Source organism: Pseudomonas sp. CBC3, assembly GCF_037967085.1.
Lineage (GTDB): Bacteria > Pseudomonadota > Gammaproteobacteria > Pseudomonadales > Pseudomonadaceae > Stutzerimonas.
The window spans coordinates 649,133-669,452 of sequence record NZ_JBANEO010000002.1; the positions used below are offsets into that span (position 1 = coordinate 649,133).

Consider the following 20,320-nt stretch of genomic DNA (forward strand, 5'->3'; position numbering starts at 1 on the left):
AAAAGCTTCAAGCCCCGCAGTGCGGAGCTTGAAGCTCGGCTCGTCAGCGTATGTAAATCGGCCCGACGCCCATGCCCCACATGATCACCGAGAGCGCGATGATCGCCACCAGCACGACCAGCCCAACGGCCAATACCGAACTGGAGAACAGGAAGCCCTCGTCAGACGGGATATTCATGAACGTCGGCAAACCGACATAGAGCAGGTAAGTCGTGTAGCAGATCGCTGCCGTGCCGACGATCATCCCCAGCCATATGTGAGGGTAGAGCGCGGCCAGGCCACCAACGAACAAAGGCGTTGCGGTGTAGGCGGCGAACACGATGCATTGCACCAGGCTCGGGCTGGCATCGTAGGTGCGTGACATCCAGTGAATGAAGCCGCCCATCACCGCAACGCCCGCGAGCATTGCCAGGTAGGACAGAAGGGTAAGCTGAAATGCACTGCTTTCGGTGAGTCTTACGGCGTCCCCACCGCCAATGCTCCAACCGAACTGAGTGGTACCGATGAAAGCGGAAATGGCTGGTATCGCCGCCAGAACCAACACTTCTCCGAGATGCAAATGTCCGACTTCGCGTTCTTCTCCGGTGATCTCCTGCCATTCCTGACCTGGGTGAGCGAATAATCCCCAAACGTGATTGATCATGCCAGCGTCTCCTCGGTTTTGGAGGGTCGCTTCGCCTGGCGTGCCGTCAGTTGGACGGGCGTGCGACCTTAAGTCGCAGTATAGGAATTTGACGGTACGGCGCACCCGGCTGGTTAGAGCGTTTAGAAGCTATGGCCTTAGCGGTAATAGCGTTGCAGTATTTCCATCGCCAGATTGATTGACTGGATGCGCTTGGTGCTGCCTCCACGATCCGGATGATGGATGCTCACCAACTGGCGATAGCGCCGCTTGATTGCATGCAGCGTCAGCGAGGCACCTTCCTGATCCAGCTCGAACAACTCGAGCGCCGCCTGCTTCTGCTCTGGATCCCAAGCTTCGCTCCGCTCATCGAGGTGGTCGCCGCGCATCCGCGACCAGAAACTCGCCAGCAGGCGTTCCACTTCTCCCTCGTCGGTGTCGCGCAGGTTGGTCATGTCCAGGTAGTACTCGCGCAGCGGGTCGTTCTCGACGACACCGGCGATCCCTGGCATGTAAGGCTGAAGCTGGACACACAACGGTGAAATCTGAAGATTGTGGCGGTTCTCGCCCCAAAGCTGGTCGCGCAGACGGTACAGCGCGTTGAAAACGAGGAAATGCGTACGGAACAGCACTAGCTTGTCGAGTAGCGGCAGGTTGGGAATGTGCGTGCTGTGACGGGCCTTTAGCTGTTGGATCAGCTGGTATTCGCTGCAGCCCTCCGGCTGTTCGCATAGCAGCACGAAAATCTGCTCGGCCAGGTCCATCTCGGATTCGAAGTCGTCGGTCATGCAGGTAAGCCTAGCAGCCAGCGGTGCGAATCGTTGGATGGATGGGGTGGGGCGCGCCGCACTTTGCGCGTAAAATGCGCGCCTTTTCGCATTCCACCGGACTCCTCACATGGGCAACCTTTCGGTCAACCAGAACAAACTGCAAAAACGCCTGCGCCGTCTCGCCGGCGAGGCCGTTACCGATTTCAACATGATCGAAGATGGCGACAAGGTCATGGTCTGCCTGTCCGGTGGAAAGGACAGCTACACCATGCTCGACGTGCTGCTTTACCTGCAGAAGGTCGCGCCGATCCGCTTCGAAATCGTCGCGGTGAACATGGACCAGAAGCAACCGGGCTTTCCCGAGCACGTGCTGCCCGAGTACCTGAAGTCCATCGGCGTCGAGTATCACATCGTCGAGAAGGACACCTACTCAGTGGTCAAGGAAAAGATCCCTGAAGGCAAGACCACCTGCTCGCTGTGCTCACGCCTGCGCCGCGGCACGCTCTACACTTTCGCCGACGAAATTGGCGCCACCAAGATGGCGCTCGGTCATCACCGCGACGACATCCTGGAAACCTTCTTCCTCAACATGTTCTACGGCGGCACGCTCAAAGCCATGCCACCCAAGCTGCTATCCGATGACGGCCGCAACGTGGTGATTCGCCCGCTGGCTTATTGCAGCGAGGCCGATATCGAAGCCTACTCGCAGATGAAGGAATTCCCGATCATCCCGTGCAACCTCTGCGGCTCGCAGGAAAACCTGCAGCGCCAGGTGGTCAAGGAAATGCTGCAAGATTGGGAGCGCAAGTCGCCGGGCCGCGTCGAGATCATGTTCCGCGCCTTGCAGAACGTGGTGCCGTCGCAACTGGCCGATCGCAACCTGTTCGACTTCACCAGCCTGCGCATCGACGACAGCGCGACGCCACGCTTTCTCGACGTGATGAGTCTATAGGGCGGAGCGGTTTCGCAGGGTGAGCCGGGCAGCGCCCGGCTTCAGTTTCGTAGGGTGGGCTTCAGCCCACGGGGCGTTTCATGCCCCTGGTGGTGGCTTGAGGCCCATTGCGGCATTCGAATGGTGGGCTGAAGTCCACCCTACCGGTGTAAGCGTCAGCTACGAGCTTGCAGTTATGTAGGGTGGGCCGGGCGGCGCTCCGCTTCCGCCCACCAAAGCGCAGGAGAGCTGAAAAGGAAGCCACCCAACGAGCTTGCGGCAAGCAGCTCGCAGCAGTAAGGTAGACGCCATTCAGGAGTTTGATATGTCCCTCAGCCTCGCTTCCATTTCCCTCGTAGACGCCGGTGCCGCACGCGCCGAGCAGCTGCGTGGCCAAGCGTTCGCGGCTGATGGTTATTACTTTGGGTATTGGTTTAGCCACAGGCGCGCCTGATACCCCACAGGCGCCCTAGCAAAGCAGGGTCGCCACCAGACAGTTTTCGAACCCCCGGTCGGCCACCCGATCGGGGGTTTTGTTTTTTTCGGCCTGGAAAGGCCACACGCATCGAGGACAGCACCATGTACAGCTACCGCAACGATTACCGCACCTACCGCTATGACTGGCGATTTAGCCGCTTCACCGCCGCCGCTCCGACACCCATAGACCGAACACTTCGCTAGCGCCGACGCGGCATAGAAGCCGCGCCGGCCAAAGGACCGTCAGATCATGAATGCACCGCTTTCCGCTCAGCTCGCCAGCTCCAACCCTGCCTCCAGCCCAGCCAGACGCAGCGCTCATCCACTGCCCAGCCCCGCCGTACTGCGTCAGCGCCTGCCGCTCAGTGCAGCGCTCGCCGAACGTATCCATACCGACCGCAACGCCATTAGCGCCGTGCTCGATGGCAGCGACCCGCGCCTGCTCGTCGTGGTTGGACCTTGCTCGTTGCACGACGCCGAATCTGCTCGTGAATACGCCGAACGCCTCGCTGGACTGGCGGCACAGGTCGACGACCAGTTGCTGTTGGTGATGCGTGCCTACGTCGAGAAGCCGCGAACCACCGTCGGCTGGAAAGGCCTGGTCTACGACCCTCATCTCGATGGCAGCGGCGACATGGCTGAAGGCCTGCGTTTGTCGCGGCGCCTGATGTTGGACATTCTCGAGACTGGCCTGCCGATCGCTACCGAGCTGCTGCAGCCGCTGGCCGCAGGTTACTTCGACGATCTGCTTGGCTGGGCGGCCATCGGTGCACGTACCAGCGAATCGCAGATTCATCGCGAGCTGGTGAGTGGGCTCGATCTGCCGGTGGGCTTCAAGAACGGCACCGACGGCAGCCTGGGCATCGCCTGTGATGCCATGCGCTCGGCCGCCCATGTGCATCAGCATTTCGGTATCGATGATCTCGGGCATCCGGCGCTGCTACAGACCAGCGGGAATCCCGATACCCATCTGGTGCTGCGTGGCGGACACGCTGGCCCGAACTACGACGAAAAAAGTGTCTCCGTGGCTCGTGAGACGCTGCTGCGCCAGGGCATAGCGCCGCGGATCATGGTCGATTGCAGTCATGCCAACAGTGGCAAGAAACCGTTGCGCCAGCCGGCGGTGCTGGATGCGGTTATCGACCAGCGTCTGGCTGGCGAGGCGAGCCTGCGTGGCGTGATGCTCGAAAGCCATCTGTTTGATGGCTGCCAGCCGTTGTCCAGCGAGCTGCGCTATGGCGTTTCGATCACCGATGGCTGTCTGGGCTGGACGGAAACCGAGCGGCTACTGCGCGAGGCTGCCGAGCGACTACGGGGTTGATGATGGATTACGCCGTCTGATCGTCGGATTACGCCTTCGACTAATTCAACCTACGAAAGCTGCATCGTGCAGCTGTTAGACGGAATCGCCGAATGCGCTTCCGTCGTTTACTGCGAATTTTGGCTGCAGGCAAATCCAGTGCGATGGCTTCAGCCAAACCAGCAGGCTTCGGCTGCTTTTACTCGAAGCTCGTGGCTTGCAGCTTGCGGCTGCTATCGGCAACCTGTGTCGCTGCTGTTTTTCGGATCGTAATAAACCATGCATGACTACAAATGGCTGCACGAATACTGTCTCAATCGTTTCGGCTCAGCCGCCGCGCTGGAAAGCCGGCTGCCCTGGCCGAGCAGCCCCGATGAGCTGCGTGCCATTCCTGACGATCGCTACCTGTCGCTGATCAGCCTGCGAATCTTTCGCGCCGGCCTCAAGCACAGCCTGGTGGATGCCAAGTGGCCGGCCTTCGAAGAGGTGTTCTTCCGCTTCGATCCGGAGAAGCTGGTGCTCATGGGCGGCGAGCACATCGAGCGACTGATGCAGGACGCTCGAATCATTCGTCACCTCGGCAAGCTCAAGAGCGTGCCGCGCAATGCCCAGTTCGTCCTCGACGTGGCGAAGGAGCACGGCAGCTTCGGCAATCTCATCGCCGATTGGCCAGTGACCGATATTGTCAGCCTCTGGCGTTATCTGGCCAAGCACGGCACCCAGCTTGGCGGCTTGTCCGCGCCGCGCCTGTTGCGCATGGCCGGCAAGGACACCTTCATTCCCAGTAATGATGTAGTGGCTGCGCTCAAGGCGCAGAAGGTGGTCGATAAAGTGCCGAGTAGCCAGCGCGACCAGGCGGCGGTGCAGGCCGTGTTCAACCAGTGGCATGACCAGAGCGGCCGGCCCATGTGTCAGCTGTCGGCTATGCTGGCGTTTACCGTCAACCACTGAATCGCTGCATTGGCATAGAGGTCAGCAAGAATTCATCAGTTTGCCACGCGTGCCAGCTCAGGTTGATAGAGGAGGCTGGAAGTGAACGGGGCCATGCAGCAAGTCGCCGACGCGTTACGACAAGCCGAGCGCATTCTGATCATCACCGGCGCCGGGCTGTCTGCCGATTCCGGTTTGCCCACCTACCGTGGCGTGGGCGGGCTTTACAACGATCGCACAGAAGATGGCTTGCCGATCGAAACAGCGCTGTCCGGCCCGATGCTCCGGCTCGATCCGGCGCTGTGCTGGAAATACCTGGCTGAAATCGGTCGCGCCTGCATCTCGGCGAAACCCAACGCCGGCCATGCCGCTATCGCTGAACTGCAGCGGCGCAAGCCCAACTGCTGGGTGCTGACCCAGAACATCGACGGCTATCACCGCGAGGCGGGCAGCCCGCCGCAGCGCCTGATTGAGATCCACGGGACGCTCGGCCATCTCTATTGCATGAGTTGTGGGGAGCCGAGCGAGGAATTGACGGAACATCTGGCCCGGCCACTACCGCCTCTTTGTGCGTGTGGCGGTGTGCTGCGGCCGCCAGTCGTGTTGTTCGACGAAATGCTGCCGGAGTCGGCCTTGGCACGGCTGCATGAAGAGTCAGCGAAGGGCTTCGATGCGGTGGTTGCAGTGGGCACTTCGGCCAGCTTCGCGTATATCGTCGAGCCGCTTTTGCGGGCACGCCATAGCGGCGGTTTCACGGCGCAGATCGACCCGGCTGCCAGCGAACTGTCGCTGATGGTGGATGTACATGTCGCGGCGGGCGCCTCAGACGTTTTGCCACAGTTAGTTCGTCACATTTTTCCCAATTGAATTTGATCATCGCGGCTTGGGCAGGCATAGTCACGCCACTTTAGATTTCCCCGATATGCCTGTCCTATGCGCCAACGTTTCGCATCCCTGTTGCTTTTTGCCCTGATCACGCTGCTGACGGCCTGCGCCGTCCAGCCTGAACAGAGCGACAGCACACTGACGCTGGAAGGCTTCGAGTTCGACTTCTCCAACGCGGTATCCGAGTCGGACATCAGCGCCAAGTCGGACGAGCCCACCGAGCAGCAACTCCGAGAGCTTGCCGACGACGAGAGTTACAAGCTACCGGCGCTTGCCGACAGCGTGCTCGAGCGCGGTTTCACACTGGTCGGTACTCCTTATCGCTACGGCGGCAGCTCGACCAGGACGGGTTTCGATTGTAGCGGCTTCGTCGGCTTCGTCTTTCGCAAGGAAGCTGGCCTCGAGCTGCCGCGTTCCACACGCGAGATGATCAAGGTCGACGCACCGAAGGTTGCGCGCAGCGAATTGGAACCGGGCGATCTAGTCTTCTTCAACGATCGCGGCCGTGGCCGGGTCAGTCATGCCGGCATCTACATCGGCGATGACCAGTTCATTCATTCATCCAGCAGCCGCAGTGGTGGCGTACGGGTGGACAGCCTGAACGACAAGTACTGGCGGGCCAGCTTTATGCAAGCCAAGCGCGTACTGGCGCTTGCCAGCGATTCGACCGCCGTTCCCGTTCATCACTGAATACCGGACCGGGCAGCGTCAGAGTTGCATCCTCATGCATATGCCGGCAGAGTGATGGCTCTTGTGCCTGGACTGCTCTGTCATGCCCCTTCCGGCTCGTCTCGCGATCGTTCTGTTAACCGCGCTGTTGCTAAGCGCCTGTGCCAATCGGTCGTCAATTGAACCGGTGACGATGACTCCAATGTCAGCACCGCCTTTGTCGGGTGCTGCGGAGGATGTCCTGTTCACCGCCTTGGGGCTGGTCGGCACGCCTTATCGCTATGGCGGCAACACACCTGACAGCGGCTTCGATTGCAGCGGCCTGATCGGCTATGTATTTCGCGGCGCCGCAGGCCTTTCGTTGCCGCGTACTACTCGGGAAATGAGCACGATTGGCGGCGCCGCAATCAGGCGTGATGCCTTGCAAGCTGGTGATCTGCTGTTCTTCGCCACCAACGGCGGTCGCGGTGTCAGCCATGCGGCCATCTACGTCGGCGAAGGACGTTTCGTCCACGCGCCGTCCAGTGGCGGGACGGTGCGGCTGGATAGCCTTTCCAACAGCTACTGGCAGAAGACTTACCTCAGCGCCAAGCGCATCCTCGATAGCGAGCAGATCGCCCGCAATCCCTGAGCCTCGATATGCCTCATCGTGCCCGGCGGCTGTGTCGTGCACATCGGGTTCGACAGCCAAGAGGAGCTGAGTATGCCGCCCATTCTTCGCCTGCCAGACCCTCCCGAGGTGTGCGAGCTGTGCAAGCGCGAGGTGCCGCTGACCCGCCATCACCTGATTCCCAAAGCGTTACACGGCAAAACCTACATACGTAAACGTTTCGCTCGCGAAGAGCGCATCATCGCCACGCTGTGGGTATGTCGGCCTTGTCATAATCAGATTCACCGTCTGTTCAGCGAGAAGGAACTGGCGCTCACCTACAACAGCCGAGAGGCGTTACTTGCCGATCCGCAATTGCGCACCTTCGTCGATTGGCTGGCCACCAAACCGGCCGGATTCGTTCCACGGCACTGACCTCTCTCATCTCTGACCGGCGCGCAGCGGCGCTACCAGTGCAGATTGAAGTGCGAGCCCAGCACGAAGCGATCATCCAGCAGGTCCCAGCGTTCAACGCAGGCTTTCTTGTCGGCACCGGGGTGAAGCTTCAGGCGGTTGAACGAGTTCGGCGAAGTGCCGCGTACCCGTGACGAAAGCGTGGTGCCGGCCTGGACCATCCAGATCTCCCGTGACAAGCCGGGGTACTGCTTGGAAAGGGGCAAGACGTAGGGCAGGTGGATATGCCCGCCCATCACCAGGTCCAGCCCGTGATCGGCCCAGCGGTGCAACGCGTCGTCGGCGTTGTGTTGCAGGTTGCTCAGATCGCTCAATTTCATCGCCCCGAAAGGCTGATGCGCGACCACGATGCGCAGTTTGTTCTGATCGGTCTGCTTCAATCGCCGCGTCACGGCCTGTACCTGCTCCTCGGTCACCAGACCATCCTTGTGCCGCCGCGGGTGCGTGGTGTTGAGGCCGATGATCAGCGCTTCGTCGTTCTCGAAGGTGGGCTCGAGGTCATCGCCGAAATGCCGACGATAGTTGCGGTAGGGCATCAGGAAACGAGTGAAAACGTTATACAGCGGAATGTCGTGATTGCCCGGAATCACCAGTTTTTCGGCGATGCCATGACCGTGCAGGCGCTGGACGAATGCCTGCGCTGCGGCGAACTGCCCAGCTCTGGCGCGCTGGGTGATGTCGCCCGAGAAGATCAGCAGATCGGCGCGATGCTCGCGCACGTGGTCTTCCATGGCTTGCACCACCGCAGGTTGCTCGGTGCCGAAATGGGTGTCGGAAATCTGCACGATGGTCGTCATGTGGCTGGCGTCTTCTCGTTGGGGATGCCGAATTGATGGACACGTTATCGCATTCGAAGCCGTTAACGGTCCGGCGTTCCGGTAAAAAATCCGGATCGCACCCGAAGCGCCTGCGACATTGCTTTCAGTTGCGCTGCGCAGGGCCTTGGACTAACCTCCGCGTCGCTTCAGGTGCCACTGGTTTAATGCCAGTGGTGAAACAGGGAAGCCGGTCCAGTCGCAATGACGATTCCGGCGCTGCCCCCGCAACGGTAGGCGAGACAGGACACCGCTCACAGCCACTGTGCTACAGGCATGGGAAGGCGACGGTTTCCGGATGCAAGGCATCCGCTCGCAAGCCCGGAGACCGGCCTGTCGCATTCCACGGCAGTGCGGCGGGCGCTGATCGGGGTGCGGCTGCCTGCACCTGCACCTCTTTCACTTTCTCCGTCTGCCTTTATCGACTGTATGTCGTGCGGCGGGCACGACGGAGAATCTCCATTCAATGCGCAATTCCCTTCCCCTGGCTGTGGTGCTACTGGGCCTTCCTTCCTGTGTCCTGGCCAATCACGGCGATACCTTGCTGCTGGGCCAGCAGGTGATTACCGCCAGCCGGACCGGCCATTCGCCGGTCTCCATTGCTTCCAGCAGCCTCATCACCCGTGACGAGATCGAACGCCAGCAAGCTGGCAGCGTGCCGGAGCTGCTGCAGCGCCTGGCCGGGGTTAGCGTCACCAGCAACGGCGGGCGTGGCAAGAGCACCTCGGTATCCATTCGCGGTACCAGCGACAAGCACGTACTGGTGCTGATTGACGGCGTCCGGGTCGGTTCGGCCACCTCCGGCAGCGCCGCGCTGCAAAGCATCCCGGTGGAGCAGATCGAGCGAATCGAGATCGTACGCGGGCCGCGCTCCAGCCTGTACGGTTCAGAGGCCATGGGCGGGGTGATCCAGATCTTCACCCGTCGTGGTGGCGCCGATGGCTTCAAGCCCTATTTCTCGGTGGGTGCCGGTTCGCGTTCGAGCTACACCGGCTCGGCTGGCCTGGCCGGCAGCCACGGCAACGGTTGGTTCAACCTCGGCGTGGCCAGCGAGTCCACCGACGGCATCAATGCCCGTGCCTATCGCGGCACTGCACCCAAAGCCTTCGAGCCGGATGCGGACGGCTACCGCGAACTGTCTGCGCAGCTGCGCGCCGGTTATCGCTTCGACAACGGGCTGGAGCTGGACGGCAGCTGGCTGCAGAGCGAAAACCACAGCGATTTCGACACGCGCTCGACCAGCGGCGCCACCGGTCGTGACGCCTATAGCGACGGCTCTCTGCAGGCGCTCAGCGGCCGTGCACGTTTCTCGCCGCTGGCTTTCTGGGATATCACCCTGCAGGCCGGGCACAGCGAGGACCTGAGCGACAACTTTCAGGATGACCGCTTCTATTCGCGTTTCGATACCCGCCGCGACAGCCTGAGCTGGCAGAACGACCTGCGTTTCGGCGAGGCGCAGGTGCTGAGCCTCGGCATGGACTACCAGGCCGATCGCATCGACAGCAGCGACAACTATGCCGAAGACAGCCGCTACAACAAGGGCTACTTCGTCCAGTATCAGGCCGCCTTCGGTCGTCACGGCGTGCAGGCCGGCCTGCGCCGCGACGACGATGAATTCTTCGGCTCGCATGACACCGGCAGCCTGGGCTACAGCTTCGACCTGAGCGAGGCACTGACCCTGACCGCAGCCTACGGCACCGCCTACCGCGCGCCCACCTTCAATGATCTGTACTACCCGGCCAGCGCCTTTACCGCCGGCAACCCGGACGTCAAGCCGGAGGAATCGGAAAGCTACGAAATCGGCATCCGCGGCACCCACGGCTGGGGCGAGTGGAGTGTCAGCGGCTATGAAAACCAGATCGAGGACCTGATCGTCTGGGCAGGGACTAGCCCCATGCGCCCGGAAAACGTCGACGTGGCGCGCATTCGTGGCATCGAGACCACCGTTGCCACCGTGCTGGCCGGCTGGGATGTGAACGCCAATCTAACCTTCATGGACCCGCAGGACCGCAGCAAGGCGAACCACGGCCACATGCTGCAACGCCGCGCCAAGCGCCAGTTCAACCTGGATCTGGATCGCCAGTTCGGCGCCATCGGGCTGGGCGCGTCGCTGTATGCGGCAAGCGAGCGCTTCGACAAGGCGAGTAATTCCGAGGAGTCGCGCATGCCCGGTTACGCCCTGGTGGATCTGCGCAGCGAATACCGCTTCGACGAGGCCTGGCGCCTGCAGGTCAAGCTGGCGAACCTGTTCGACCGCGAATACGAAACTACCCAGACCTACGAACAGCCTGGCCGCGCGGTGTACTTCACCGTCCGCTACCAGGCCCTCTGACCGGCAATCCAAAGGAGAACACCATGCACGTCCTGTCCACACGCGCCCAGTTGGCAATAGGCGCCGCGCTGATCCTGCTGATGGCCATGACCCGTGGCCAACACTTCGCCAGCGTCGAGAACCTGCCCAGCGCCAGCTGGTCGATCTTCTTCCTGGCCGGCTTCTACCTGCGTCCGCGTGGGATGTTCGTGCTGCTGTTCGCCGTGGCGTCCGTGCTGGATTTCGGCTCCCTGGCCAGCGGCACCATCAGCGACTGGTGCTTGTCGCCGGCCTACTGGGCACTGGTGCCGGCCTACGGCAGCCTGTGGCTGGCAGGGCGGCTGCTCGCCGGCTGGCAGCGTGACGATCTGCGCAGCTTGGCCGTGCTGGCGTTGACGCTGCTGGTCGCGGGTTTCGTCGCCTACTTGATCTCCGGCGGGGCGTTCTACTTCTTCTCCGGCCGCTATCCGGAGCCGACGCTGGCCGGCTTCCTGCCGCGCATCGCCCAGTACGTGCCGCGTCACCTGGGCAACCTGGTGTTCTACGTCGGCACGGCGCTGGTGCTGCATGTCGGTATCGTTTCGGCGCTACGCCTGATGCGTGCGCGGGAGGTGCATTGATGGACGACCGCGACGCACGACACAAGGCGCGCATGCAGCGCAAGAAAGCGGTGGTCGACGCGAAGATCGCCGAGGCCCAGGACGAGTACGGCCTGCTGCTGGTGCACACCGGCAACGGCAAGGGCAAGAGCAGCTCGGCCTTCGGCATGGTCGCCCGTGCGCTGGGGCATGGCATCAAAGTCGGCGTGGTGCAGTTCATCAAGGGCGCAGCCAGTACCGGCGAGGAAAATTTCTTCCGGCGATTCCCCGAGGACGTGCGCTATCACGTGATGGGCGAGGGTTTCACCTGGGAAACCCAGGATCGTCAGCGCGACATCGCCAAGGCTCGCGAAGCCTGGAGCGTCGCGGCCGAGCTGCTGGCTGATCCGGAGATTGGGCTGGTGGTGCTGGACGAGCTGAACATCGCGCTCAAGTACGGCTATCTGGAACTCGACCCGGTGCTCGCCGATATCGAGTCGCGCCCCATGTTGCAGCATGTGGTAGTGACCGGTCGCGGTGCGCCGCCCGGGCTGATCGAGGCGGCCGATACGGTGACTGAAATGAGCCTGATCAAACATGCCTTCAAGGCTGGGGTTAAGGCGCAGAAGGGTGTCGAATTCTGATGCCTGCATGCAAGGCGTTCACGATGACGTTTGTTTCATCCACCCGCGTTGTCGGTGGATGGATGAAACGTCATCCCTACGGTGATCGGAGGCCGCGATGAATAGCCGAAGCTGCCCCGCACTGCTGATCGCCGCGCCCGCGTCAGGCCAAGGCAAGACCACCGTCACGGCCGGCCTTGCACGCTTGCATGCACGGCTGGGCAAACGCGTGCGGGTGTTCAAGTGCGGTCCGGACTTTCTCGATCCGATGGTGCTGGCGCGTGCCAGCGGTCATCCGGTCTATCAGCTCGATCTGTGGATGGTCGGCGAAGCCGAGAGCCGACGGCTGCTGTGGGAAGCGGCGGGCGAGGCCGACCTGATTCTGATCGAAGGGGTGATGGGGCTGTTCGACGGCACCCCATCGGCTGCCGATCTGGCCCGGCACTTCGGTATTCCGGTATTGGCGGTCATTGATGGTTCGGCCATGGCGCAGACGTTCGGCGCGCTGGCGCACGGCCTGGCCAGCTATCAGCCGGACCTGCCATTTGCCGGCGTGCTCGCTAATCGGGTGGGCAGCAGCCGGCATGGCGAGATTCTGCGGGACTGCTTGCCGGAGCAGATCGGCTGGTTCGGCGCCTTGCCGCGCAGCGAGTCGGTGGGCTTGCCGAGCCGCCACCTCGGCCTGGTGCAGGCTCAGGAGCTGGCGGATCTGGATGCCCGGCTCGATGCGGCTGCCGATGCGCTGGCGTTGAGTGCAGATAGCGAGTTGCCGGCGCCGATCAGTTTCCCACCGCCGGGATCACTGGTGTTGCCGCCGCTATTGCAGGGTGTGCGTATCGGCGTTGCGCGCGATGCCGCCTTCGCCTTCGTCTATCAGGCCAATCTCGATCTGCTAGAGGCGCTTGGCGCCGAGCTGCTGTTTTTTTCACCGTTGCATTTTTCTAAGCTGCCCGCAGTGGACGGCCTGTACCTGCCGGGTGGCTATCCCGAGTTGCATCTGTCCACATTGGCTCGCAATCGCGCCATGGGCGAGGCGATCCAGGCGCATCACGCAGCGGGCAAACCGATCCTCGCCGAATGCGGCGGCATGCTCTATCTGCTCGATGGGCTAACCGACCAGGCCGGTCAGCGCGAGGAGATGCTCGGCTTGCTCTCAGGGGAGGCTCGGATGCAGAAGCGCCTGACCGCGCTGGCGCTGCAAGAGGTCGAGCTGCCAGAAGGGCGCCTGCGCGGCCACACCTTTCATCATTCGTCGCTCGAAACGGCCATGCAGCCCATCGCGCGGGGCGAATGTCCGAACTACAAGCGCACCGCCGAAGCGGTCTATCGGCAGGGTCGGCTGACGGCTTCTTATATCCACTTCTATATGCCGTCTGATCCCCACGCGGCGGCGGCGCTGTTCAAGACATGAGCGATCACGCGTTCACCGAGGAACAGCGCGCCGGCGTCTACCGCGCCATCGCCGAACGACGCGACATGCGCCATTTCAGCGGCGGCGAGATAGCGCCGGAGCTGCTCGCACGACTGCTAGAAGCCGCGCATCAGGCGCCCAGCGTTGGTCTGATGCAGCCCTGGCGGTTCATCCGCATTCGTCGCGCCGAGTTGCGTTCGGCCATCGCCGAACTGGTCGAACGGGAGCGTGTGCTGACCGCTGAAGCGCTGGGCGAGCGTGGCCGTGAATTCATGCAATTGAAGGTCGAGGGCATCAAGGATTGCGCCGAACTGCTGGTCGTCGCGCTGATGGACGGGCGCGAAACCCACGTATTCGGCCGTCGCACCCTGCCGCAGATGGACCTGGCTTCGGCGGCCTGCGCCATCCAGAACCTCTGGCTCGCCGCGCGAGCGGAAGGGTTGGGAATGGGCTGGGTGTCGTTGTTCGACCCTCAGGCACTGGCCGACCTATTACAGATGCCCACCGGTGCCGAGCCGGTGGCGGTGATCTGCCTTGGCCCGGTCGATGCGTTCTATCCGGCGCCGATGCTGGCATTGCAGGGCTGGGCGCAACCTCGGCCGTTGCAGGAATTGCTGTTCGAGGACGGCTGGGAGAAACCGTTATGAGCGTCGCGTTGAGCTGCCTCGCCGGGGTCGGCCTGGATGCGTTGCTGGGCGAGCCTCGTCGCAGCCATCCGCTGGTGATCTTCGGCCGGCTGGCTAATCGATTGGAACAGCACTTCAATGGTCCGGGCGGTCGCGGCTGGCGCAGCCATGGCGTCACCGCCTGGTGCCTTGCGGTATTGCCGCTAACCGTCATTGCCTGGTTGTTGAGCCTGTTGCCAGGCATCGGCTGGCTGATCGAAATCCTAATGTTGTATCTCGCGCTCGGCCTGCGCAGCCTGGGCGAGCATCTGATGCCGGTGGCGCTCGCGCTGCGCAGTGGTGACCTGCCCGAGGCGCGGCGACGTGTGGGCTTCATCGTCAGCCGCGACACCGGTGAACTGGACGAGCAGGGCGTGGCCCGCGCGGCGACCGAATCGGCGTTGGAGAATGGCAGCGATGCGGTCTTCGCTGCGCTGTTCTGGTTCGCGATTGCCGGTGCGCCTGGCGTCGTGTTGTACCGTCTGAGCAATACGCTGGATGCCATGTGGGGCTATCGAACCGAACGCTTCGAACGTTTCGGCTGGGCCGCCGCGCGCATTGATGATGCACTCAATTTCATCCCCGCCCGGCTGGTCGCACTGACCTACGCCGTGCTGGGCCAAACGCGCAAAGCCTGGCGCTGCTGGCGACGTCAGGCGCCCTTGTGGGACAGCCCCAACGCAGGGCCGGTGATGGCGGCTGGCGCCGGTGCGCTGGGTGTGTCGTTGGGCGGGCCGGCGAGCTATCAGGATGTGCTGCATCAGCGTCCAGTCCTGGGCGAGGGCGAAGCGCCCGGCGCGCGCGATATCGAGTGCGCGTTGGACATGGTCTGGGCTGGCGTCGGGCTCTGGTTGTTGGCATTGCTGCTGGGAGGCTGGCTGCGTGCTTGAACATGGCGGACGGCTGCGGGCGGCGGCGCGCGATTTCGCTATCCCTCTGGCGGACTGGCTCGATCTGTCCACCGGTATTGCGCCTTATAGCTTCGAGCTGCCGCCCGTTCCGGCGGATGCCTGGCGTCGTCTGCCAGAAGACGAGGATGAACTGGAAGCCGTCGCGCGTGACTATTACGGAGCCGAGTCGCTGCTACCGGTTGCAGGCTCGCAAGCCGCAATCCAGATGCTGCCGCGCCTGCGTCGGAATTCGCAGGTCGGCATCGTTTCGCCTTGTTATGGCGAGCACGCCGAGGCGTGGCGCCGCGAAGGGCATCGCATCAGTGAGTTCAGCGAAGGGGCCGTACCGCGGGCGCTCGATCAGCTCGACGTTCTGGTGTTGGTCAATCCGAACAATCCCACCGGGCGCCTGTCACCGCCCGAACAACTACTCGACTGGCATGCGCGGCTGGCGGCGCGCGGCGGCTGGTTGGTGGTCGACGAGGCGTTCATGGACCCGACGCCCGAGCTCAGCCTGGCGTCCTACGGTCACCTGCCGGGGCTGATCGTGTTGCGCTCGTTCGGTAAATTCTTCGCCATGGCCGGCGCGCGGCTTGGCTTCGTCCTGGCTGAAGCCGAGCTGTTGCGCGGGTTGGGCAATGCGCTAGGCCCCTGGCCGATCGCCGGTCCGTCGCGATTCATCGGCACGGTATTGCTAGCCGATCGCCAGGGACAACGCCGTCAACGCGAGCGGCTCCTGGCCGACAGTGCGCGGCTGGCGGGGCTGCTGACAATCGGCGGCCTGCCGCCCACGGGTGGTTGCGGCCTGTTTCAGTGGGTCGTAACCGAAGAGGCGGGTGTGCTGTACGAATTTCTTGCCTGTCAGGGCATTCTCCTTCGCCGCTTTCACTATCCGCCGAGCCTGCGTTTCGGTCTGCCGGCGGACGAGCTGGGCTGGTCTCGTTTGGCCCGCGCACTGGCTTGCTATCAGGAGATTCGCGCATGAGCACGCTGATGGTTCAGGGCACCACATCCGATGCCGGCAAGAGCACTTTGGTGACCGCGCTGTGTCGTTGGCTTCGCCGACAAGGCGTGTCCGTAGCGCCGTTCAAGCCACAGAACATGGCACTCAACAGCGCTGTCACTGCCGAAGGCGGGGAGATCGGACGCGCCCAGGCGGTCCAGGCTCAGGCCGCCGGGTTGGCGCCGCACACCGATATGAACCCGGTGTTGCTCAAGCCCAACAGCGATATCGGCGCGCAGGTGATCATTCACGGTCGCGCCGTCACGAACATGGACGCCGTGGCGTACCACGACTACAAGCGTGTCGCGATGGACGCAGTGCTTGCATCGCATCGCCGCCTCAGTGCTGAGTATCAGGTGGTGATGGTCGAAGGCGCCGGCTCGCCTGCGGAGATCAACCTGCGCGCCAACGACATCGCCAACATGGGCTTCGCCGAGGCGGTGAATTGCCCGGTCATTCTCATTGCCGATATCGACAAGGGTGGCGTATTTGCCCATCTGGTCGGCACGCTGGAACTGCTCAGTCAAAGCGAGCAGGCGCGGGTAAAGGGATTTGTGATCAACCGCTTTCGCGGCGATATCGCGCTCCTGCAACCAGGCTTGGACTGGCTGGAACAGCGCACCGGCAAACCAGTGCTGGGCGTATTGCCTTATCTGATGGATTTCCATATGGAAGCCGAAGATGCAATCGACGTGCGCCAGTCCGCCAAAGCGGAGCAGACCCTGATGGTGGTGGTGCCGGTGCTGCCGCGTATCAGCAATCACACCGACTTCGACCCGCTGCGCCTGCATCCCCAGGTCGATCTGCGTTTCGTCGGCCCCGGCCAGGCGATTCCGGGTGCGGACCTGATCATCCTGCCGGGCTCCAAGAGCGTCCGCGCCGATCTTGCCTGGCTGCGCGAGAACGGCTGGGAAGCTGCGATCGGTCGCCATCTGCGCTACGGCGGCAAGGTGCTTGGAATTTGTGGCGGGTTGCAGATGCTCGGTGAAAGCATCGCCGATCCCCTTGGGCTCGAAGGCGCGGCGGGGCAGAGTAATGGGCTCGGGTTGCTGGCGTTGTCGACCGAACTGGCCGCTGAGAAACAATTGCGCAACGTGCGCGGGCGATTATGTCTGGATGACGCCGCCATCAGCGGTTACGAGATTCACGCGGGGATCAGCAGCGGCCCGGCACTCGAGCGATCCGCCGTGCAACTCGATGACGGTCGGATGGATGGAGCTATCAGCGAGGACGGCCAGGTACTCGGCACCTACCTGCATGGTTTGTTCGAATCCGCCACGGCCTGCGAAGCGCTATTGCGCTGGGCCGGTTTGGAAGATGCGCAGCGGGTGGATTATCACGCGCTGCGCGAAAGCGACATCGAGCGGCTCGCCGACTTGGTCGAGGCGCATCTGGATACCCGTTTCTTGCGTGAGCTATGCGGTGTTTAACGGTCATGACCACATTCGGCGGGCCGTCCTACGTTCGATCCGAAAGAAACCGAAATGCCTGAATTAATTCTCGGCGGTGCCCGATCAGGCAAGAGCCGGCTGGCCGAGCGTCTGGCCAGCGAATCTGGCTTGGCGGTCACCTACATCGCCACCAGCCAGCCGCTGGATGGCGAGATGAGCGAGCGCATCGCCCAGCACCGCGCGCGACGGCCATCGAACTGGGTACTGGTGGAGGAGCCGCTGGCGCTGGCCGCGGTGCTACGTGAGCACGCCGGCGCTGATCGATGCCTGCTGGTGGACTGCCTGACGCTATGGCTGACCAATCTGCTGATGCTGGAGGATCCGTCGCGCCTGGCCGAAGAGCGCGACGCGCTGCTCGAATGTCTGGCGGAGCTGCCAGGACGCGTGCTGCTGGTCAGTAACGAAACCGGGCTGGGCGTGGTGCCTCTGGGTGAGCTGAGCCGGCGGTATGTGGATGAGGCCGGCTGGTTGCACCAAGCGCTGGCCGAACGCTGCGAGCGTGTGGTGTTTACCGTCGCGGGCCTGCCCATGATTTTGAAAGGACATCATCTGAATGGAGAGCTGCTGTGACCGAACACTGGTGGCAAGCGCCTTGCCACGCTCTGGATGAACGCGCGCGCCAAGCAGCGCTGGCGCGCGATGCGCAACTGACCAAGCCGGGTGGTGCATTGGGTCGTATCGACGCCTTGGTGCCGCAGTTGGCTGCATTGCGAGGGTGCGAGCGTCCGAGCCTGGACCCGGTCTGGATCAGTATTTTCGCGGGCGATCATGGTGTCGCCGCAGAAGGCATCTCTGCGTTTCCGCAGTCGGTGACAGGGCAGATGCTCGCTAACTTCGTCAACGGCGGCGCTGCGATCAACGTGCTGGCTCGTCAGCTCTGCGCGAAGCTGGAAGTGGTCGACCTAGGGACCGCCACCCAGGTCGGGCCATTACCCGGCGTGCGCCATCTGTCACTGGGTGCGGGCACGGCAAACTTCGCCGAGGCGCCGGCGATGAGCATGGAAGTCTGTCTACAGGCGATGCAGGCCGGGCGCGACAGCGCAATGCGTGCAAACGGGGAACAGTCTGCACTGTTCATTGGCGGGGAAATGGGCATCGGCAATACCACCACTGCAGCCGCGCTGGCTTGCGCACTGTTGGAGTGTGATCCCCACAACCTGGCTGGGCCTGGGACGGGCCTGAATGCGGCCGGCGTGGCGCACAAATGCGCCGTGATCAAGCGCGCATTGGTGCTGCATGCCGGTTGTCACGACACCTTGGGCTGGATGCAGCGCCTTGGTGGCTTCGAACTGGCGGCGTTGACCGGCGCCTATCTGGCCTGCGCTCAGCAGGGCATCGTGGTGCTGGTGGATGGCTTTATCTGCGGCGTCGCGGCGCTTTGCGCGGTGCGTCTGAATCCCGCCTGTCGCGACTGGCTGCTGTTCGCCCATCGCTCGGCCGAGCCCGGCCACCTGGCGGTGCTGGAAGCGCTCGACGCCCGGCCCTTGCTCGACCTCGGCCTGCGACTGGGCGAGGGCAGCGGCGCCGCGCTGGCCGTGCCTCTGCTGCGGCTCGCGTGCGTGCTGCACGAGCAAATGGCGACCTTCGCCGAAGCGGCCGTTGCGGAGCGGGGCGCATGAACCTTCATCTCGACATGCTGCGCCACGGCGAGACGGTTTCCGGCGGCGGCTTTCGCGGGCGACTGGACGACGCGCTTACCGAAGCCGGCTGGCAACAGATGCGCCACGCGGTCACCACTGCTGGGCCTTGGGATCGGATCATCAGCTCTCCTTTACGTCGCTGCGCAGCCTTCGCCGTGGAATGGGCCGAGCAGCGTAAGTTGCCGCTGGAATTCGAACCCGACCTGCGCGAACTTGATTTCGGCGACTGGGAAGGTCGTACAGCTGCCGAGCTGATGGCCGATCAAAGCGATGCCTTGGGTCGCTTCTGGAGCGATCCCTACGGCTTCACGCCGCCCGGCGGCGAGCGGTTGATCGAGTTCGAGGCGCGTGTGCTGACGGTGATCGAACGAATCACCGACCGTTTCGCCGGCGAGCGCATCCTGCTGATCACCCATGCCGGCGTGATGCGCCTGTTGTTGGCCGAGGCGCGTGGCTTGCCGCGCGGGCAATTGCTGCAGGTCGAGGTAAGCCATGGCGGAATGTGCGGGCTGAAAACCGGCTTCGCCGACGCCACGCTCTGGCTGGAAGAAGCATGCAGCCCTTTCTGATCGCGCTGCAGTTCCTCACCAGCCTGCCGGTGCGGTTGAGCGGCATGCCCGCGCCTCAGGTGGCTGGCCGATCGCTGCTTCATTACCCGCTGGTGGGATTGCTGCTGGGATCGATTCTCTGGCTTGGCAGTCTCGCAATCGAAGGGACAGCCGTGCCGCTGCAGGCGGCCTTGTTGCTGGCCGTCTGGGTGGCGCTCACCGGCGCGCTGCACCTCGATGGCCTGGCCGACAGTGCCGATGCCTGGCTCGGCGGTTTCGGCGATCGGGAGCGCACCCTCGCGATCATGAAAGACCCGCGCAGCGGTCCGATTGCCGTGGTGGTTCTGGTATTGCTGTTGCTGCTCAAGTTCGTCGCGCTCTGGACACTGCTTGCCGCGGGCGAACGGATGGCTCTGCTGCTGGCACCGTTGCTCGGCCGCGGCGCATTGCTCGGATTATTCCTGACGACATCCTACGTGCGTTCCGGTGGCCTCGGTCATGCACTGGCCGAGCACCTTCCGCGCGCGTCCGTTCGTATCGTTCTGCTTGCGCTCGTGGCTTTTTGTCTGGCGTTAGGCACGAGCGGTTGGCTGGCGCTGATGGTGAGCCTCGCCATCGGCGTGCTGGCGCGTCGGGCCATGTGCCGGCGCATCGGCGGCACCACCGGCGACACGGCCGGTGCGCTGTTGGAGCTGGTGGAGTGCGGCGTACTGGTCGCGCTGGCGCTAAGGGTTTGAG

At 63.1% G+C, this 20,320-nt stretch carries 22 protein-coding genes and 1 riboswitch; of the genes, 19 read left to right on the plus strand and 3 right to left on the minus strand.

The genetic code is table 11. The features are described 5' to 3' along the window. Window positions 1-43: 43 nt before the first annotated feature. Together V6943_RS10195 and V6943_RS10200 are read right to left on the minus strand one after the other, a co-directional pair. Window positions 44-643 carry a Yip1 family protein gene (locus tag V6943_RS10195; protein WP_131648369.1) on the minus strand — a complete coding sequence of 200 codons (600 nt, stop codon included), beginning with the start codon at window positions 641-643 and terminating at the stop codon, window positions 44-46. 137 nt (window positions 644-780) lie between these two features. Further along, window positions 781-1,410: a DNA-J related domain-containing protein gene (locus tag V6943_RS10200; protein ID WP_181102455.1), complete on the minus strand. Its 630-nt coding sequence runs from the start codon at window positions 1,408-1,410 to the stop codon at window positions 781-783. A 109-nt stretch (window positions 1,411-1,519) separates the two neighbouring features. On the opposite strand from V6943_RS10200, the gene ttcA reads away from it, so the two are divergent. The 7 genes from ttcA (at window position 1,520) to V6943_RS10235 (ending at window position 7,608) form a co-directional block, all read left to right on the plus strand. Next, entirely contained in the window at window positions 1,520-2,344 is an 825-nt protein-coding gene (gene ttcA, locus V6943_RS10205; RefSeq protein ID WP_340553389.1) for a tRNA 2-thiocytidine(32) synthetase TtcA, read from the plus strand. 706 nt (window positions 2,345-3,050) lie between these two features. Continuing rightward, entirely contained in the window at window positions 3,051-4,121 is a 1,071-nt protein-coding gene (locus V6943_RS10210) for a 3-deoxy-7-phosphoheptulonate synthase (protein WP_340553390.1), read from the plus strand. A gap of 258 nt (window positions 4,122-4,379) precedes the next feature. Then, the gene (locus V6943_RS10215) at window positions 4,380-5,051 is read left to right on the plus strand and encodes a DNA-3-methyladenine glycosylase I (protein WP_131648373.1); all 672 of its coding nucleotides are present in this window, start codon (window positions 4,380-4,382) and stop codon (window positions 5,049-5,051) included. A 93-nt stretch (window positions 5,052-5,144) separates the two neighbouring features. Continuing rightward, window positions 5,145-5,897 (plus strand): NAD-dependent deacylase, encoded by a 753-nt coding sequence (locus tag V6943_RS10220; RefSeq protein ID WP_340553703.1) that lies wholly within the window; start codon window positions 5,145-5,147, stop codon window positions 5,895-5,897. Between the two features lie 66 nt (window positions 5,898-5,963). Then, the gene (locus tag V6943_RS10225) at window positions 5,964-6,605 is read left to right on the plus strand and encodes a C40 family peptidase (RefSeq protein WP_340553391.1); all 642 of its coding nucleotides are present in this window, start codon (window positions 5,964-5,966) and stop codon (window positions 6,603-6,605) included. 82 nt (window positions 6,606-6,687) lie between these two features. Then, entirely contained in the window at window positions 6,688-7,215 is a 528-nt protein-coding gene (locus tag V6943_RS10230; protein ID WP_340553392.1) for a C40 family peptidase, read from the plus strand. 72 nt (window positions 7,216-7,287) lie between these two features. Beyond that, window positions 7,288-7,608, plus strand: a complete 321-nt coding sequence (locus tag V6943_RS10235) for a hypothetical protein (protein WP_131648377.1) — start codon at window positions 7,288-7,290, stop codon at window positions 7,606-7,608. Between the two features lie 32 nt (window positions 7,609-7,640). Here the strand turns inward: V6943_RS10235 and V6943_RS10240 are convergent, their stop codons facing one another. After that, entirely contained in the window at window positions 7,641-8,444 is an 804-nt protein-coding gene (locus V6943_RS10240) for a metallophosphoesterase family protein (protein ID WP_340553393.1), read from the minus strand. A gap of 152 nt (window positions 8,445-8,596) precedes the next feature. Beyond that, a riboswitch (cobalamin riboswitch) is annotated at window positions 8,597-8,813 on the plus strand. Between the two features lie 115 nt (window positions 8,814-8,928). On the opposite strand from V6943_RS10240, the gene btuB reads away from it, so the two are divergent. The 12 genes from btuB (at window position 8,929) to V6943_RS10300 (ending at window position 20,319) form a co-directional block, all read left to right on the plus strand. Beyond that, the gene (gene btuB, locus V6943_RS10245) at window positions 8,929-10,794 is read left to right on the plus strand and encodes a TonB-dependent vitamin B12 receptor (RefSeq protein WP_340553394.1); all 1,866 of its coding nucleotides are present in this window, start codon (window positions 8,929-8,931) and stop codon (window positions 10,792-10,794) included. Between the two features lie 23 nt (window positions 10,795-10,817). After that, window positions 10,818-11,393: a hypothetical protein gene (locus V6943_RS10250; RefSeq protein WP_340553395.1), complete on the plus strand. Its 576-nt coding sequence runs from the start codon at window positions 10,818-10,820 to the stop codon at window positions 11,391-11,393. After that, window positions 11,393-11,995 carry a cob(I)yrinic acid a,c-diamide adenosyltransferase gene (cobO, locus tag V6943_RS10255; RefSeq protein WP_340553396.1) on the plus strand — a complete coding sequence of 201 codons (603 nt, stop codon included), beginning with the start codon at window positions 11,393-11,395 and terminating at the stop codon, window positions 11,993-11,995. Before V6943_RS10250 ends, cobO begins: the two co-directional genes overlap by 1 nt. A 97-nt stretch (window positions 11,996-12,092) precedes the next feature. After that, window positions 12,093-13,385: a cobyrinate a,c-diamide synthase gene (locus tag V6943_RS10260; protein ID WP_340553397.1), complete on the plus strand. Its 1,293-nt coding sequence runs from the start codon at window positions 12,093-12,095 to the stop codon at window positions 13,383-13,385. Beyond that, entirely contained in the window at window positions 13,382-14,032 is a 651-nt protein-coding gene (gene bluB, locus V6943_RS10265; protein ID WP_340553398.1) for a 5,6-dimethylbenzimidazole synthase, read from the plus strand. The genes V6943_RS10260 and bluB overlap by 4 nt, the downstream gene beginning before the upstream one ends. Then, window positions 14,029-14,940: an adenosylcobinamide-phosphate synthase CbiB gene (gene cbiB, locus V6943_RS10270; RefSeq protein WP_340553399.1), complete on the plus strand. Its 912-nt coding sequence runs from the start codon at window positions 14,029-14,031 to the stop codon at window positions 14,938-14,940. Before bluB ends, cbiB begins: the two co-directional genes overlap by 4 nt. Next, a complete protein-coding gene (gene cobD / locus V6943_RS10275; RefSeq protein ID WP_181102422.1) occupies window positions 14,933-15,925 on the plus strand; it encodes a threonine-phosphate decarboxylase CobD in 993 nt (330 codons plus the stop codon). Before cbiB ends, cobD begins: the two co-directional genes overlap by 8 nt. Continuing rightward, window positions 15,922-17,373, plus strand: coding sequence for a cobyric acid synthase (locus V6943_RS10280; RefSeq protein WP_340553400.1), 1,452 nt, complete (start codon window positions 15,922-15,924; stop codon window positions 17,371-17,373). The genes cobD and V6943_RS10280 overlap by 4 nt, the downstream gene beginning before the upstream one ends. A 54-nt stretch (window positions 17,374-17,427) precedes the next feature. Beyond that, the gene (gene cobU / locus V6943_RS10285; protein WP_340553401.1) at window positions 17,428-17,964 is read left to right on the plus strand and encodes a bifunctional adenosylcobinamide kinase/adenosylcobinamide-phosphate guanylyltransferase; all 537 of its coding nucleotides are present in this window, start codon (window positions 17,428-17,430) and stop codon (window positions 17,962-17,964) included. Further along, complete coding sequence (gene cobT / locus V6943_RS10290) at window positions 17,961-19,013, plus strand: nicotinate-nucleotide--dimethylbenzimidazole phosphoribosyltransferase (RefSeq protein ID WP_340553402.1); 1,053 nt, start codon at window positions 17,961-17,963, stop codon at window positions 19,011-19,013. Before cobU ends, cobT begins: the two co-directional genes overlap by 4 nt. Beyond that, on the plus strand, window positions 19,010-19,603 hold the full coding sequence (gene cobC, locus V6943_RS10295; protein ID WP_340553403.1) for an alpha-ribazole phosphatase family protein: 594 nt from the start codon (window positions 19,010-19,012) through the stop codon (window positions 19,601-19,603). Before cobT ends, cobC begins: the two co-directional genes overlap by 4 nt. Continuing rightward, the gene (locus V6943_RS10300; protein WP_340553404.1) at window positions 19,588-20,319 is read left to right on the plus strand and encodes an adenosylcobinamide-GDP ribazoletransferase; all 732 of its coding nucleotides are present in this window, start codon (window positions 19,588-19,590) and stop codon (window positions 20,317-20,319) included. The genes cobC and V6943_RS10300 overlap by 16 nt, the downstream gene beginning before the upstream one ends. Window position 20,320: the final 1 nt, after the last annotated feature.